Origin of the sequence: Pseudomonas sp. MWU13-2517, from assembly GCF_023242545.1 — a bacterium.
Lineage (GTDB): Bacteria > Pseudomonadota > Gammaproteobacteria > Pseudomonadales > Pseudomonadaceae > Aquipseudomonas.
Genome location: NZ_JALMFA010000008.1, coordinates 1 through 16,367 on the forward strand (window position 1 = coordinate 1; position 16,367 = coordinate 16,367).

General features: G+C 58.5%; 15 protein-coding genes. 8 read left to right on the forward strand and 7 right to left on the reverse strand.

Annotation, left to right across the window (positions count from 1 at the left end; translation table 11 throughout):
* The 3 genes from M5B97_RS12935 to M5B97_RS12945 all read left to right on the forward strand — a co-directional run.
* Window positions 1-922, forward strand: a 922-nt coding sequence (locus M5B97_RS12935; RefSeq protein ID WP_248731645.1) for an RHS repeat-associated core domain-containing protein, incomplete at its 5' end; no start/stop codon positions are given.
* Window positions 919-1,332 carry a hypothetical protein gene (locus M5B97_RS12940; RefSeq protein ID WP_248731646.1) on the forward strand — a complete coding sequence of 138 codons (414 nt, stop codon included), beginning with the start codon at window positions 919-921 and terminating at the stop codon, window positions 1,330-1,332. The genes M5B97_RS12935 and M5B97_RS12940, both read left to right, overlap by 4 nt.
* A 422-nt stretch (window positions 1,333-1,754) precedes the next feature.
* Window positions 1,755-2,132: a hypothetical protein gene (locus M5B97_RS12945; RefSeq protein WP_248731647.1), complete on the forward strand. Its 378-nt coding sequence runs from the start codon at window positions 1,755-1,757 to the stop codon at window positions 2,130-2,132.
* 706 nt (window positions 2,133-2,838) lie between these two features.
* On the opposite strand, the gene M5B97_RS12950 is transcribed toward M5B97_RS12945, so the two are convergent.
* The 4 genes from M5B97_RS12950 to M5B97_RS12965 form a co-directional block, all read right to left on the reverse strand.
* Window positions 2,839-4,068 (reverse strand): M20/M25/M40 family metallo-hydrolase, encoded by a 1,230-nt coding sequence (locus tag M5B97_RS12950; RefSeq protein WP_248731648.1) that lies wholly within the window; start codon window positions 4,066-4,068, stop codon window positions 2,839-2,841.
* Between the two features lie 48 nt (window positions 4,069-4,116).
* Window positions 4,117-5,175 carry a diguanylate cyclase gene (locus tag M5B97_RS12955; protein WP_248731649.1) on the reverse strand — a complete coding sequence of 353 codons (1,059 nt, stop codon included), beginning with the start codon at window positions 5,173-5,175 and terminating at the stop codon, window positions 4,117-4,119.
* Window positions 5,176-5,256: 81 nt separating this feature from the next.
* Complete coding sequence (locus M5B97_RS12960) at window positions 5,257-5,889, reverse strand: LysE family translocator (RefSeq protein ID WP_134657611.1); 633 nt, start codon at window positions 5,887-5,889, stop codon at window positions 5,257-5,259.
* Between the two features lie 22 nt (window positions 5,890-5,911).
* The gene (locus tag M5B97_RS12965; protein WP_248731650.1) at window positions 5,912-6,706 is read right to left on the reverse strand and encodes a TIM barrel protein; all 795 of its coding nucleotides are present in this window, start codon (window positions 6,704-6,706) and stop codon (window positions 5,912-5,914) included.
* Between the two features lie 128 nt (window positions 6,707-6,834).
* Between M5B97_RS12965 and M5B97_RS12970 the strand changes: the two genes are divergently transcribed.
* The 3 genes from M5B97_RS12970 (at window position 6,835) to M5B97_RS12980 (ending at window position 10,452) form a co-directional block, all read left to right on the forward strand.
* The gene (locus M5B97_RS12970; protein ID WP_248731651.1) at window positions 6,835-8,244 is read left to right on the forward strand and encodes a PLP-dependent aminotransferase family protein; all 1,410 of its coding nucleotides are present in this window, start codon (window positions 6,835-6,837) and stop codon (window positions 8,242-8,244) included.
* Between the two features lie 166 nt (window positions 8,245-8,410).
* The gene (locus M5B97_RS12975) at window positions 8,411-9,151 is read left to right on the forward strand and encodes a response regulator (protein WP_060755575.1); all 741 of its coding nucleotides are present in this window, start codon (window positions 8,411-8,413) and stop codon (window positions 9,149-9,151) included.
* Complete coding sequence (locus M5B97_RS12980; protein WP_248731652.1) at window positions 9,148-10,452, forward strand: ATP-binding protein; 1,305 nt, start codon at window positions 9,148-9,150, stop codon at window positions 10,450-10,452. Before M5B97_RS12975 ends, M5B97_RS12980 begins: the two co-directional genes overlap by 4 nt.
* On the opposite strand, the gene M5B97_RS12985 is transcribed toward M5B97_RS12980, so the two are convergent.
* Window positions 10,453-10,923, reverse strand: a complete 471-nt coding sequence (locus M5B97_RS12985) for an Lrp/AsnC family transcriptional regulator (protein WP_123714408.1) — start codon at window positions 10,921-10,923, stop codon at window positions 10,453-10,455.
* 123 nt (window positions 10,924-11,046) lie between these two features.
* On the opposite strand from M5B97_RS12985, the gene M5B97_RS12990 reads away from it, so the two are divergent.
* Complete coding sequence (locus M5B97_RS12990) at window positions 11,047-12,291, forward strand: methionine gamma-lyase (protein ID WP_248731653.1); 1,245 nt, start codon at window positions 11,047-11,049, stop codon at window positions 12,289-12,291.
* Window positions 12,292-12,520: 229 nt separating this feature from the next.
* Window positions 12,521-13,192, forward strand: coding sequence for a LuxR C-terminal-related transcriptional regulator (locus tag M5B97_RS12995; protein WP_248731654.1), 672 nt, complete (start codon window positions 12,521-12,523; stop codon window positions 13,190-13,192).
* Window positions 13,193-13,244: 52 nt separating this feature from the next.
* Here M5B97_RS12995 and M5B97_RS13000 read toward each other — a convergent pair whose 3' ends face one another.
* A complete protein-coding gene (locus tag M5B97_RS13000; protein WP_248731655.1) occupies window positions 13,245-15,203 on the reverse strand; it encodes a MacB family efflux pump subunit in 1,959 nt (652 codons plus the stop codon).
* Window positions 15,204-15,206: 3 nt separating this feature from the next.
* Window positions 15,207-16,358, reverse strand: coding sequence for a macrolide transporter subunit MacA (gene macA / locus M5B97_RS13005; RefSeq protein WP_248731656.1), 1,152 nt, complete (start codon window positions 16,356-16,358; stop codon window positions 15,207-15,209).
* Window positions 16,359-16,367: the final 9 nt, after the last annotated feature.

Below are 16,367 nucleotides of genomic sequence, written 5' to 3' on the forward strand. Positions count from 1 at the left end.
TAAGCTGATTGCCGAGCATCATGCGGAGCGCCATCGCAGTTATGTCTATGAAGCTGGCACCTTTCGCCCGCTCGCAATGCTGGAAGGTTTTGGCCCGAAAGACACAAAACCCTACCACTACCAACTCGACCATCTCGGCACGCCGCAGGAACTCACGACACCTGACGGCGAAATCGTGTGGTCCGCGCACTACCGTGCCTACGGAGAAGTCGCACGTCTTGATGTCGGCAAAATCGACAATCCGTTGCGTTTCCAAGGCCAGTACTACGATGCGGAGAGTGGGCTGCACTACAATCGCCATCGCTACTACAATCCGGATATTGGTCGGTACCTGACGCCGGATCCGGTGAGGCTGGCCGGCGGGATCAACGCGTACCAGTACGTGCCTAATCCTACAGGGTGGGTGGATCCGCTGGGATTGAGTACTTGCCCTGGTGGGGATGGGTGCAGGCCAACACACACCGCTGATGACCCCTCAGTACAAGCATCGATTGAGAAATCAGAACCTGGACCACCAGTTCCAAGCGAAGAAGAATATCTTTTCCGTGGGGACAAAATCCCTCCGAACAAGGTTTTTAAAAATGGATTTAAAAGTAAAGGCGATAGCGAGGACTTATACTTACACGCGGTCGATAGTGATGATCCGCCAAGTAATTTCATTAGCACTTCACCACTCCGCTCGGTGGGAATCGACTTTGCCACTAGTTACGAAATGAAAAAAGGTTACTTATACATTCTTAGGAGTATCGAGGGACATGATATAAATACGGAACTGGGTGATCAGGCACCTTACAAAAAAGAGAGAGAATTCGCCATTCACCACAAGATAGAACCAGAGGACATCATAGGTGTGACGCCAATTAAGGCAGACGGAAGCTATGTAGGGTACTCAATCCTAAACCCGAACAGGAACAAAAAATGAAAACACAAAAAATAAGCGCAATAATCAACAACCAAAAAACAGAGGTAACTGTAAAATACAGCGTTAAAGACTTGACAATGACTTTTTCAGAAGCCGACAACTTCAAAAAAGTTTACGAAGGAAGAGATATATATATTTGTCTTGCAAAAGTTAGAGCAGACTTTCCTAACATAACTTTCCTATGCAAAGGCGCAAAGATAAACGTTAAACCCTCAAGAATGGCATCTCAAATGAGCTCCGGCCTTGTCGCCTACGAAATGACTCTAGGCAAACAAGCCACCAACGATGACATAGTACACTTATTCGACTATGAAGATGAAAACCTTACAAACAACCCACAAGACCAAATCGACTTTTTTAAAAAATGGCTAGCTTCACTAGGCGCGCAGGACTATGAAAAATTTAACTAGGACTACTTAGAAAGTACAAAATAACACTCTGCCTTAGCTGACGCGAATTCTGTGGCGAGTAAGCCCACTCGCTCGCCACAAAAAAGGAGTGCTCACCTGTGACCGGACTTCCTGCCTCCAGTGTTACTGGAAGAGTTTGGCGTGGAGACGATAGACATCCGAAAGAGATTTTTGAAGTTGGGCGATAGATGAAGCAATTACATTCGGATCAATTTTTTGGTTAGAGGAAGGCTACCTTTACACTTTAAAAAAATAGACGGACGAGACGTCAACAAAGCCAGGAAAATTATCCGATTATCAAAGGGAACGAGAAATAGCCATACCAAGGCGAATAGACACAAAAGACATTTTAGGATCCACACTTCTTAATGAAAACGGCACAGACAAGGGCTATTCACCAATCAACCAAAATAGGGAATAAAATGAAAAAGCTAGAAATATCCATAATCAGGAACTCCCTTCGAGAAAAGGCGATTATTGAGTGCGAAAGAAAAACGTCAACCCTTTCAATAGAGTTTTCTGACGGAGTAAAAAAGACATTTACTGAGATAGACATTTACACATGCTTCGGTTCATTGAGAAAAGAATTCAGCGATGTAAAATTCCTCTGCAAAGGTTCGAAAGTCAATGTATACCCATCAGCAATGGCATCACAAATGTCAGGCGGAGTGGTCGCCTACGAGGTAAGAATTGGGGATCCAAACGCAGAACTCGTAAGAATATTTGACTACGAAGAAAATGACCTCACGAACGATATAAACGAACAAATAGCTTACCGAACCAAATGGACTGAATCCTAATAAACATCACCGCCGCGCCTGCCTATTTATTTTAACAACCTTAAAAAACAAATTAACCGAGAATGATCTATTTCCCGCCAACGAATAACAAATGCTATTTCACCCCTCATCCGAACAGATATCTTCGACGCCAGCTTAAGCTATTTCGTAAGGATTTTTGATATTTACGACAGGGAGAAAACCAAGGGGAAGGAACTCACCAACTTCAGCCCTTAACGAAAATAAAGATAGAGAAGCGTTCATACTTTAATACTGCTTATATCCTTACAACTAACACCACGGATACAAGCTAATGGAAAACTTACTTTGCGCCCTGAACACTGAATACTTTAACTCCAGCTCATATTTTGAGGGCGACCCGGAAACATATTCAAAAATGGCTTGGGACGAGACAGAAATAGTCGCCCCCGTGGCTTCTTCGCCGACATATATCGACTGGCCAATGAGGGCTGGAAAGACGACCTTCAAAAGCCAGCCTCGAAGCCCCATTAACTTGGTAACAACACCACCGCCCTACAAAGCGACACCGCCTCCTGTGGCGAGCGAGCTTGCTCGCGCTGGGCCGCGAAGCGGCCCCAGGCATGGCGACGGGTGTTTTCAGTTGAATTGGCATTGTGTGTTTGGGGGCTGCTGCGCAGCCCGACCGAGCAAGCTCGCTCGCCACAAAAAAAGGGGGGTAATCATCATCGATAAGCCCCCACCCAAGTCACCGCTTTGAAAGCTCCATAATCATCCGACTCAGCAAATAAACCCGCGGTACCACACTCTCCACCTCCGCATATTCCTCCGGCGTGTGGATATTGCCGCCCACAATCCCAAACCCATCCAATGTCGGCGTGCCCACACCCGCCGACAAGCTCGCATCGGCCGCGCCGCCGCTGCCTTCAATCGTCAATGTCTTGCCCAACTCGCCGTAGATCCCTTGGGCAATCGCCACCAGTTTGTCCGACTCCGGTGTCTGCGGCATGGGTGGCAAACCACGGTGCAGGCTGGTGGTGACTTCGGTGTCGGGGATCAGTTTGTTGGCCGAGACTCGCGCCAGGTCTTTCTCGATACGATCAAACTCTTCCGGCAACGCCGCGCGGACGTCGGCCTTGGCGGTGGCTTGGTCCGGGATGACGTTGACGCGGTCGCCGGCCTTGAGCACCGTGAAGTTGATGGTGGTTTTCTTCTCTTCGTCACCCAGCTTGCCCAGTTGCAGGATCTGGTGCGCGGCCTCCATGGCGGCATTGCGGCCCAGTTCCGGGGCGACGCCGGCGTGGGCGGCTTTGCCTTTGACTTCAACGACGGCGGTGGCGCTGCCTTTGCGCCACACCACCAGGCCGTCGGCTGGGCGGCCGGGCTCAAGGTTCAAAGTCACGTCGTGGGCTTTCGCGGTTTTGCGGATCAGTTCGGAGGCCGCTTCAGAGCCGGTTTCTTCGCTGGCGTCGAGCAGGAAGGTGATTTGCGCGTAATCCTTGAAGCCCTGGTTTTTCAGGACTTTGAGCGCGTAGATACCGGCGACGATGCCGCCCTTGTCATCCATCACGCCGGGGCCATAGGCGCGGCCGTCCTTGATATGGAACGGGCGCTCGGCGGCCGAGCCTTCCTTGAACACGGTGTCCATGTGGGCCATCAGCAGGATCCTGGCCTTGCCGGTACCCTTGAGGGTAGCGATCACATGGCTATTGTTGGCGGCTTTGTCCGGCACCCGTTCAATGCTGAAACCCAGCTGTTTCAGTTCATCAACGGCAATATCACGTACCTGGGTCAGGCCCGGCTCGTAGCCGGAGCCCGAATCGATATTCACCAGACGCTCCAACAGCTTCAACGCCTCGGCCTTGTACTGTTCGGCATCCGCCTGGATCTGTTTATGGGGTTCGGCACTGTAGGCCGGCATGGCGAAGGACAAGGCCAACGTCGCCGCCAGAAGGGTACGGGGGAAGGTAAAAAGCATGAACCGATCCTTGTTTTTTGTTGAGAGGTGCTGCGCTACCCTACCCCACTAAATCGATCGCAACAAACTCCCCAGGGCCGAGCTGACGCGGTTACGCCCGCTGCTCTTGGCCTCGTACAACGCCAGGTCGGCGTCATTGAGCCAACTCGTGGAATCGGCGTGGGTCGGTTGATACGGCGCCAGGCCAATACTCAAGCTGGCGCGCAAGGTCGGGTCTTGGGCGTATGCCAAGGCGTTGAAGCGAGCACGCAGGGCGTCCATCACTTCGGTGGCACGGCTGAGTGGCATGTCGGGCAGGATCACGCAGAACTCATCGCCGCCATAACGCCCGGCCAGGTCGGTAGCGCGCAGGTTCTGGCGCAGCACTTTGCTCAGTTGGCGCAGCACGATGTCACCGGTCACATGGCCGTAAGTGTCATTGATGGTCTTGAAGTGGTCGATATCGATCAGGGCAATCGCTGCGCCGGCCGGGCCGCGGCGGCAACGTTGAAACTCGATTTCGAGATGGTCTTTCCAGGCGCCGTGGTTGAGCAGGCCGGACAGGCTGTCGGTGCGGCTCAGGGCGAGTAATTCACGCTTGTGCCGGGCCAGGGTCACGGCCTGGCGATAGCAGATCCAGCCCAGGGCCACGGGGTATACCGTGAGGATTGGCAGGCAGGCGTACAGTTGGGCCTCGCTGGTCACGGCAACGAACGCCGGCGCGAACAGCAGCAGGGACGCACCAATGCCCAGCGCTTGCGCCACCCAGCCTGCGAGCATGAAACGCAACCCGCCGATGGCGACGTTGTTCATGGTCATCATCGACAGTGTGGTGACGCTGGGCAACGGGTTGAAGTGCATGGCGCCGACCCAGAAGCCGCCGCAGAAGGAATCGAACAGCAGGTTGCGTCGCTCACTGCGCAGCGAATTGCTCGCACGGCGCGACCATTGATAGGCCAGGTGCGGCCAGGCAAAAGCGTTGATCAGCATCCAGGCCCATACCCAGAAGGACGGGTGCAGGGGGTACATAGCGAACGCAACGCACACAAAACCGAGCGTCAGCCCCAGTGCACGGGATTTATATAGGCGCGAAGCTAGCGGAAGTCCCTTTCCTCCGGCGGCTGGCATGGTGTGGGTGTAATCCAGGATAAGTGCCTGGAGTCTATCAGGGCGACGTCAAATCGCCACTACCGCTTATGGGCTAATACTTCAGTGCGAAAACCCGCGCGCCAACATCAACGCAACGCCCACCAGCATCACCGCAGTGCACCGTTGCAACAACACTCGCCGCCTGGGCTCTTCCAGCACGTAACGGATGCGTTGGCCGAAATAGCAATACACGCAACCACTGACAAACTGCAGCAGCAGGAAGGTCAGGCCCAGGATCGCGATATCCGCCGTAGAGTTGTGCTCCCCTGCTCCGGCAAACTGCGGGAACACGGCGCTGAACATGATGAGGGTCTTGGGGTTGGAAAACCCGGTCAACAAGCCCTTGCCGAACAGGCTGCGTGAGCCTTCCATGGCGCCGCCCTGGTCGATCGTCCCCGCACTGCTGGTCCACTGTTTGTAGGCCAGGTAAAGAATGTAGGCCACGCCGACGGACTGGATGGTCTGCGTGATGACAAGGTTGCCCTTGATCAACTGCGAAAAGCCCACGGCAAAAATCAGGATCGAAATCAGGTACGCCACACTGGCGCCGAGCTGCGCCGGGATCGAACGGCGCAGGCCGTCCCGCAAACCCAGGCTCAACAGCAGCAAGGTCATGGGGCCGGGGCTGAAGGTCATGGCGGCGCAAAACACTAGAAAATAGAGAAACGAAGACAGCGTTAACGCACTGGTCATGGTCCGGGGCCTTGAAGGAGGATCATAAGGATTCGAGGTACATCGCCGCCAGGTCAGCCAATGCCTGATGGGGTGAACGGTGGTGGGCTTCGAGGGTCACCAGGCCCCTCCAGCGGGTTTCACCCATCGCTTGCACCACGTCGGCATAACCGTCGTGGGGGCCGAAAGAAATACCTTTAATCAGAGGGTGATATCGGCGCAGCACGTACGCCAGTAAACCGCTGTCGATGTTGGGGTAGCCGACGCCAAGGACGAAGTACACATTGCGCTGTATTTGCAGACGTTCAGCCACCAAGGCGTATTGCGCTTGATCGGTGAAAATCCGGTAATTGGCGTAGTGCGCCAGGCTTTCCAGGTAGATGTCCGTGCCCTTGCCCTCGGCATACCGTGCTAATTCCTGCACCGATCTGAGGTAGCGCTCCAGGGCAATCTGCTTGGCCATCTGTAGCCGGTCAGGTTCGACCAGGCAGCCGCCGTGGATGATTAACGGCGCGCCCAGTTGGCTGGCGATGTCGATTTCTTTTTTCACGTACTCCACGGCGGCCCCACGGAATGCCTCGACCTCGCTGCCCAGCGGCGCCTTGAAGTTACTGCGATAGATCGGCGTGACACCCGCGACCGTCATCTGCGCCTGCAGGTTGGCAATACGTGCTTCGGTCCAGTCCTCGACCATCTCGCCGTACAAACTGCCGTCGATGTACCAGTGGGTGCAGCCGTCTTCGTCGGCGGCGTGCAAGCCTTTTTCAGCGTTCTGGTATTTCTGTTGCGCCAACCCGTTGCAGAACAGTACGGCGGGGTTGGTCAATTCGTCGTGCATGGCGTGATTCCCTTCGGTGACTCAATGGCGCGCAGTCTAGGGCGGCGCCATTGCGCAAGGCAGGTAAAGTGATGCCTAATCCGGCCTGACTTCACCGGTAAAATAACCGGCAAACACAAGGAAGGTTCATGTTCGTATCCGCCATCGCCTTTGTGGAAGGCATCCCGAAGGTGCAGCAGATTGTCGAGGCGTTCAGCCAGGCCATCGAAGGCGGCGAGTGGGCGCCCGGCAGCAAGTTGCCGTCGGTGCGTGAGTTGACCCAGGTGCTGGGCGTCAGCAAGTTCACCCTCAATGAGGCGTTGGACCGCCTGCGTGGGCGCAACCTGCTGACGTCCAGCCAGGGCCGTGGCTACTTCGTCGCGATGGAGACCGCCCGACCGGCGTCGGTAGCCTGGGTCGATCTGTTGCCCCAGGACTTGCTCAGCGTGCTGCGACGCCCATTGGTAAACGCCGGCAGCGAGCTGCGCCTCGGCAGCGGGCATTTACCGGAAGACTGGTTGAATACCGAAGCCATCCGCCAGGCCATGCGCAGTGTGGTGCGCGCGCCCTCGCTGCGTATTGCGGGGCTGGGCACGCCGGCGGGCCTGTTGCCGCTGCGCCAGGCCCTGCAGCAAAAGCTGCACACCGAAGGTCTGTCGGTGCCGGTGGAGCAGATCATCACCACCCCCAACACCGTGCAGGGCCTGGACATGCTCATGCGCCTGCTGGTTCGCCCCGGCAACACCGTGCTACTGGACGCGCCGTGCTACTTCAACTTCCACGCCAACCTGGCCCTGCACGGGGTCAAAGTGGTGACGATCCAGCGTCGCCCCGACGGTTTCGACTTCACTGCACTGGAACAATTGTTGGCCGAACACCGGCCCAGCCTGTACCTCACCACCAGCGTGCTGCAAAACCCCACCGGACACTCCTTCAGCCCCAGCCAGGCGTTTCGCCTGCTGCAACTGACCCAGCAGTACCGCTGCCATATCGTCGAAGACGACCTTTACGGCGACCTGCATCCCAACCCTCTCCCGCGCCTGGCGGCCCTGGCCGGGCTGGATCAGGTCACCTACCTGTCAGGGTTCTCGAAAATCCTCAGCGCCAACACCCGTGTCAGCTACGTGGTGGCTGCTGCGCAACTGGCTGCCAACCTGACCCATATGAAGTTGATGAGCGGCGGCGTGACGTCCGAGCTGTTCGAGCACGTTGTGTACCGCATGCTCAGCGAAGGCAGCTACGCCAAGCATCGTAAGCGCACGGTGCAGCGCTTGCAGGAAGCCGGAGGGCGAGTCGAGCAATGGCTCAAGCGCTGCGGCTGCGAACTTCCAATGGCTTATGAGGGCGGGATGTTTATCTGGGCGCGCTTGCCTGCGGGAGTGAACGGTGAGCAACTGGCCCAGGAGGCACTGAAACACAGCATGGTGTTGGCGCCAGGCGCGCTGTTCGGTTATGACCCGGCCAACCGCGACTCCATGCGTTTCAACGTGGCGCATACCGATGAGCCACGGGCACAACGGCTATTCGAAACCTTGCTGGACAAGGCCGCGCGCGCATAGTCAGGCGTGATGCCTGGCAAGCCTGCCGTACCGTCGACAATGTCGCTGTTTTTTGCGTCACCGTGTATCTGCTTATCGCCAGATACAGTGCAATACAAAGGGCACAAGGCAACCGCGCCCGCAATGGCTAGACTGCGCGGCAATGACATTTTTTGAGGAGCGCAGCATGGAGCATGTCGATCACATCCTGATCGTCGATGACGACCGGGAGATCCGCGAGCTGGTGGGCAATTACCTGAAGAAAAACGGCATGCGCACCACCGTGGTCGCCGACGGCCGCCAGATGCGCAGCTTCCTCGACACCACCCCGGTGGACCTGATCGTGCTGGATATCATGATGCCCGGCGACGACGGCCTGCTGCTGTGCCGCGAGTTGCGGGTGGGTAAGCACAAGGCCACGCCGGTGCTGATGCTCACCGCGCGCAACGACGAAACCGACCGCATCATCGGCCTGGAAATGGGCGCCGATGATTACCTGGTCAAACCCTTCGCCGCCCGTGAGTTGCTGGCGCGGATCAACGCGGTGTTGCGCCGTACGCGGATGTTGCCGCCCAACCTGGTCGTCAGCGAAACCGGGCGCTTGATTCGTTTTGGACGCTGGCGCCTGGACACCACCGCCCGCCACCTGCTGGATGAGGACGACACCCTGGTGGCCCTGAGCGGTGCGGAATATCGGTTATTGCGGGTATTCCTCGACCACCCCCAGCGTGTGCTCAACCGCGACCAGTTGCTGAACCTTACCCAAGGCCGTGACGCGGACCTGTTCGACCGTTCCATCGACCTGCTGGTCAGCCGCCTGCGCCAGCGCCTGCTGGATGACGCCCGTGAACCGGCCTACATCAAGACCGTGCGCAGCGAGGGCTATGTGTTTTCCCTGCCGGTGGAAATCCTCGGGGCCGCGCCATGAAGTGGCGGTTGGGTTGGCCGCGCACGCTGGCATCGCAGTTGTCCCTGATCTTCTTGATCAGCCTGGTGTGCGCCCATGGCCTGTCGTTCAGCGCGCAGTTCTACGAGCGCTACATCAGCGCCCGCACCGCAATGCTCGGCAACCTGGAAAATGATGTGTCCACCTCGGTGGCGATCCTCGACCGCCTGCCCGCCAACGAACGCGCAGGGTGGCTGCCACGCCTCGACCGGCAGAATTATCGCTACCTGCTCAATGCCGGCGAGCCCGGCGAGCCCATGAACAATGACGATGTGCCCATGGCCGCCACATCAATCGCCAGTGCCCTGGGCGAACGGTATGCGCTGACCTTTCGCGACATCCCCGGCCTGCAAAAACACTTCCAGGCGCACGTGACCCTGGCTGACGGCAACCCGATCACTATTGACGTACGCCCAGCCGCCCTGCCCGTTGCCTACTGGCTACCGGTGGTGCTGGTGTTGCAACTGGCGCTACTGCTCGGCTGCACCTGGATCGCCGTGCGCCTGGCCATCCGCCCGCTGACCCGCCTGGCCCGCGCCGTAGAAACCCTCGACCCGAACGCCCACCCCACGCCCCTGGACGAAAAAGGCCCCACCGAAGTGGCCCACGCCGCCGCGGCGTTCAATGAAATGCAAAAACGCATCGCCGAATACCTCAAGGAACGCATGCAGATCCTCGCAGCGATTTCCCATGACCTGCAAACGCCGATTACCCGCATGAAGCTGCGCGCCGAGTTCATGGAAGACTCCGCCGATCGTGACAAATTGTGGAACGACCTGGGGGAAATGGAGCATCTGGTACGCGAAGGCGTGGCCTATGCGCGTAGCGTCCACGGCGCCACCGAAGCCAGCCACCGCATCGACCTGGATGCGTTCCTGGACAGCCTGGTCTTTGACTATCAGGACATGCATAAAAACGTCAGCCTCACCGGTAAAAGTGCGGTGGTGCTGGACACCCGCCCCCACGCCCTGCGCCGGGTGCTGGTGAACCTGGTGGACAATGCCCTGAAATTCGCCGGCAACGCCGAGTTGGAGGTGAGTTCGACCGCCGACGGGCAATTGTCGATCAAGGTGCTGGACCGCGGCCCCGGCATTGCCCACGAGGAGCTGATGCAAGTGATGCAGCCGTTTTACCGGGTAGAAAGCTCACGCAACCGTGGCACCGGTGGCACCGGGTTGGGGTTGGCGATTGCGCAGCAATTGGCGGTGGCGATTGGCGGCTCACTGACGCTGAGCAATCGTGTCGGCGGCGGGTTGTGTGCCCAGGTGCGCATAGCGCTCTGATCAACCGGGCAATGGAATCACGCGCAACGGCCTGACCGACTTGTAGGAAAAGCTCGAATAGATCTCTTTGACACAGGGCAGGGTCTGCAAGACCTCCCGGGCAAACTCGCCGAACGATTCCAGGTCCTTGGCCACGACTTCCAGTAGAAAGTCATAGCGCCCCGACACGTTGTGGCACGCCACGATCTCCGGAATGTCCAACAGCCGTTTCTCGAACGCCCGGGCAATGTCCTGGGTGTGGCTCTCCATCATGATGCTGACAAACGCCGTCACCCCATACCCCAGAGCCTTGGGCGACAAGATCGCCTGGTAGCCGCTGATCACGCCGCTGTCTTCCAGGTTCCTGACCCGCCGCCAACAGGGCGAAGTGGTCAGGGCAACCCGGTCGGCCAGTTCGGCAACGGTCAGGCGCGCATTGCCCTGCAATGCGTTTAAAAGGGCTTTGTCGGTACGATCCAGACTGATGGGCATAACGTGCCTCGAATCATTATTTTTATAGGTTTTTCATCCCTTGACGCGGGACTTGGCGGCAAATTTGGCAACGTTCATCTGCGGTTATGAGCATAGCATTGTAGGAAACAAGGAGCGCCCGAGATGAACAATAAACACAATGCATTCGGCTTTTCCACCCGCGCCATCCACCACGGTTATGACCCCAAGGACCACCATGGTGCCCTGGTGCCGCCGATCTACCTGTCGGCCACATTCGCCTTCCCCACCGCCGAATACGGTGCCGCTTGTTTCGCCGGCGAAGCGAGCGGTCACTTCTATACGCGTATTTCCAACCCCACCCTGGCCCTGCTGGAGTCGCGCATGGCGACCCTGGAAAACGGCGAGGCCGCAGTGGCGTTCAGCTCCGGCATGGGCGCGATTGCCGCAACGTTCTGGACCCTGCTGCGCCCCGGCGACGAAATCATCGTCAGTCAAACCCTCTACGGCTGCACCTTCGCCCTGCTGCACCACGGCATCGGCGAGTTCGGTATCAAGGTGCGGCACGTCGACCTTACCGACCTGGCCGCCCTTCGCGCCGCACTCTCCCCCGCCACCCGCATGATCTACTGCGAAACCCCGGCCAACCCCACCCTGCAATTGGTCGATATCGCCGCCGTGGCGCAACTCGCCCATCAACAACCGAATGTCACCGTAGTGGTCGACAACACCTACTGCACGCCCTACCTGCAACGCCCCCTGGAGTTGGGCGCCGATGTGGTGGTGCATTCGGCCACCAAATACCTCAGTGGGCATGGCGACATCACCGCAGGCATCGCGGTGAGCAGCCACGCCCTGGCGCAACGCATTCGCCTGCAAGGGCTCAAGGATCTGACCGGCGCAGTGATGTCGCCGCAGGATGCGTCCCTGTTGATGCGGGGCCTCAAGACCCTGGCCCTGCGCATGGAACGCCATTGCAGCAGTGCCCAGACGGTGGCCGAAGCCTTGCAGGCGCACCCCGCTGTGCAATGGGTGACTTACCCCGGGCTGCGTTCTTTCCCGCAGTACGAATTGGCGGCGCGCCAGATGAAAATGGCGGGCGGCATGATCGCTTTTGAACTCAAGGGCGGGATTGAGACCGGTCGGCGTTTCATGAACGCACTCAAGCTGTTCACCCGCGCGGTCAGCCTGGGCGATGCGGAATCACTGGCCCAGCATCCCGCGAGCATGACCCACTCCACCTACACTCCGGAAGAACGCGCGCACCACGGCATCAGTGAAGGCCTGGTGCGTTTGTCGGTGGGGCTTGAGGATGTCGCCGATCTATTGGCCGACGTGCAACAAGCCCTGGCCAAATGCACGCGCGAGGCGACACGCCGCGCCTCGCTTGCCGAGCATGCGGTGAGATAAGTCCAAGCTTGGCGTTATCCTTTCCCACAACGGTGGTCGGACTGGTCCGACCGCCGTTGTGCCTTTTTATCTGATTTTTTACGGATTGGATCCCCATCCTGTCGCCAGGCTGTACTAGCATACGTGCCGACGGGAAGCATTATCATTGCCAGTTACTCACATCGGCTACCGTCTGATACCCGCCTTTATAAGGCTGAATATCCGTATCTGAAATTCATGGACGAATTTGATGAACTCACACCTGTTCCCCCATATAGGCAAAGTCATCGCCAGCACCGGCAGTCGCCATTTCCCACGCTTGCTGCATGACCTCATCCTCACCCAGCTGTCTGTGGATGCCACCCATATCACGCAATTACAGGTCAGTTGCACCGGGCAAGCCGGCCGCGGGATCAACCCGGTCTACACCGATTCGGTAGTGGCCCTGGACCCCGAACAACCCGCCACCCAGTTACACCTCACGCGCCGCAAGGACAACCTGCGTTACGTGCTGTCGGTGTATCGCTCCCATCAGTCCAAAAGCTTCTCACCGCAGGAACGCAGCATGTTGCGGGACTTTTCCACCCTGCTGCTGCCGATGGTGGAAAACCACATCATCGCAATCCAGCCCTACCGCCAGGACAGCGACCCGCTGGTGCCGGACAACCAAGGCATCGAAACCTTGCGCCTGCGCATTCAAGAGCGCCTTGAGCAGTCGGGGCTGACCTTGTCCAAACGGGAACTGGAAGTCTGTGTCGGCCTGCTGGCCGGGCGCACCGCACCGGAGTTGGCGGAGCAATTGGCGCTGAAGGTCAACACCATCGAGAGCTACCTTAAGCGAGCGGCGATCAAGCTGGGGATCAGTGGGCGGCATTCGTTGTTGCGCTGGATGTACGCCACCGAGGATACGCCAGACCTGTAAGCGAACGCCCATGGAACGGTGGGAGGTGCATGGCCTCTCCCACCATCATCCATCAGTCCCGGGCCAACGCTTCAATCGGGTCCAGCCGCGCTGCATTCCGCGCCGGCACAAACCCAAACACAATGCCGATCAACGTCGAACAGGCAAACGCGGTGACGATCGAGCCCAGGGAGAACACCATCTCCCACTCCTTCACAAACAGTGAAAACAGATAGCCGATGGCGTAGGACAGTGAAATCCCGATCACGCCGCCGATCAGGCACACCATCACCGCCTCTACCAGAAATTGCTGGCGGATATCCGACTGTCGAGCACCCACGGCCATGCGAATGCCGATCTCGCGGGTACGTTCGGTGACGGACACCAGCATGATGTTCATCACCCCGATGCCACCCACCAGTAACGAAATGACGGCGATCAACGACAACAACAGCGCCAGTGAGCGGCTGGTTTTCTGCACCGTCTGCATGATGCTGTCGAGGTTGTTGGTGAAGAAGTCCTTGGTGCCGTGGCGTTGCAGCATGAGTTTATTGACGTTGTCTTCCACCACCTTGCTCGGCTGGCCATCCTTGATGCGCACGGTGATGCTGTCCAGATGACGCTGGCCCAACAGGCGCCCCGCCGCCGTTTCGTAAGGCACCCACACGTTCAGCGAATTGTTGGCGGCGAACATGTTTTTATTCTCGGCGGTCACCCCGATCACCGTGCACGGCAGCTTGCCCACCAAGATCACCTGGCCCAGCGGGTCGACATTCGGTCCGAATAAACGGTGGCGCGTGTTGTGGTCGATCACCACCACTTGCGCCTGGCGTCGCGCATCGTTTTCGCTGAACGCAATACCGGCTTCCAGCTTCAGGCCTTTGACCTTGAAATAGCGGTCACTCACGCCATTGACCTGCGCGTCCAGGTCGATATTGCGAAAGCGCAGCAACAGGTTGCGCCCCACCACCGGTGTGGCACTGTCGACGTAATACAGCTGGTTCAACGCCTCCACATCCGCAGGCATCAAGGTCTCGATGGCCGACGCACGGCTGTCACCAAAACTGGTGCCGGAAAAGATGTCGATGGTGTTACTGCCGATGGCCTGGATGTCCTTGAGCACATAGCGTTTGGCGCCCTCGCCGATAGCCGAAATCGACACCACCGACGTAATCCCGATGACGATCCCGAGCATGGTCAACAAGGTGCGCATGCGATGGGAAATCAGCGCGACCCAGGCCATGTTGAACGCTTCCTTGAACAGCCCCAGGCTCGCCACCAACCGGCGAGCGCCACTGCGCCTGGGTTCAATGGGGGCTTCACCGGGCAGCTCCAGGCCGACACTGTCGTTGGCCTTGTCGCTGACGATTTCGCCGTCACAGACTTCGACGATACGCTGGGCGTTCGCGGCGACCTTGGGGTCGTGGGTGACGATTATCACCGTGTGCCCGGCCGCGTGCAGTTCAGCGAGGATACGCATCACCTCTTTGCCGCTGTGGCTGTCGAGTGCCCCGGTGGGCTCGTCGGCGAGGATCACCTCGCCGCCATTCATCAAGGCCCGCGCGATACTCACCCGTTGCTGTTGCCCGCCCGACAACTGACTCGGCCGGTGGCTGATGTGCCCCGACAGCCCCAGCCGCGCCAGCAACTCCCGGGCCCGGCTATGCCGTGCGGTTTGCGCTGTACCGGCGTAGATCGCCGGCATTTCCACGTTGTGCAAGGCACTCAGATGCGCCAGCAAGTGGTAGCGCTGGAAGATAAAACCGAAGTAGTCCCGACGCAGTTCCGCCAGTTGTTCATCGCCCAGGGAACGGGTTTCGATGCCGTTGATTTTGTAGCTGCCGGCCGTGGCGTAATCCAGCCCGCCGAGGATGTTCATCAACGTGGATTTACCCGACCCCGAGGCGCCGATGATCGCGACCATTTCCCCGGCCTGGATCGTCAGATCGATCCCCTTGAGCGCAATGAATTCACGCTCGCCGGCCATGAAACTGCGAGTGATGCCTTTGAGCTCCAACAGTGGCTGGATCATGCGTCAGCTCCCCGCCACGGCAGGGGTTGCATCGCCGATCACCACTTTATCGCCCTCGGCCAGGCCCTCCAGGACCTGCACCTTGACGTTGTTATTGATGCCGATCTTCACGTCGCGGGGCACCGCCTTGCCCTTGGCATCCAGCACACGCAGCGTGTAGCGGCCATCGTCGTTGCGCGCACCAAGCGCGGCTACCGGGACCACCAGCGCGGCCTGGGCGGTGTCGAGCACGACGCGCACCTGGGCGGTCATGGAAATACGCAGGCGATGGTCAGGGTTGGGCACCTCGAACAGCGCGTTGTAGAACACCGCCGTGTTCTGCTTCGGCGTCCCCGCGGCCTGGGTTTCCAGGAAGTTCTGCGGCGCCGGTTCCGTGCCGCGCAACTTGGCGTAGTAGCGCTTGTCCGGCTCACCGAGGATGGTGAAATACACCGGCTGGCCGGGGCTGATATGGATCACGTCGGCCTCCGACACCTGAGCCTTGACGGTCATGGTGTCCAGGTCCGCCAGCTTGAGCAGTACCGGCGCCAGCTGGTTGGCGATCACGGTCTGGCCCTCCTGGGTGACGATGCCCACCACGTCACCATCGATGGGCGCAACGATGCGGGTGTAGGCCAGGTTGACCTTGGCGGTATCGATCTGGATGTGCGCGCTTTTGATCTGCGCATCCAGCGCCACCAGGTTGGCCTGCTGCACCTGGAAGTTCGACTCGGCGTTCTCGAAGTCCTGGCGCGACACCGACTCATCGATCTGCAAGCCTTTGTAGCGCTCATACACCGACCTGGTCTGTTTAAGCTGGGCCACCGTAGCCCGGCGTTGGGCCTGGAGGTTTTCTTCATCTACCTGGGCTTTGCGCAGGGTGTTCTCCAGGATCAATGGGTCGATTTCGGCGAGCCACTGGCCCTTTTTGACCTTGTCGCCGACCTTGACCTTGAGTGACTTCAACTGCCCGGAAACCTGGGCACCGACGTCAACCTGCTTGACGCCCTCCAGAATGCCGGTGGCCAATACGGCGTTTTCAATATCACCGCGCTCGGCGGGCGCGGTGAGGTATTGCGGGGTGTCGGCGGGCGCTTGCAGCGTGTAGAGGACCAATGCCGCCGCGACGGCCAATGCCAGGCCGAACCCTACTTTGCGAAACGTTGACTTTTCCATAAATGACCA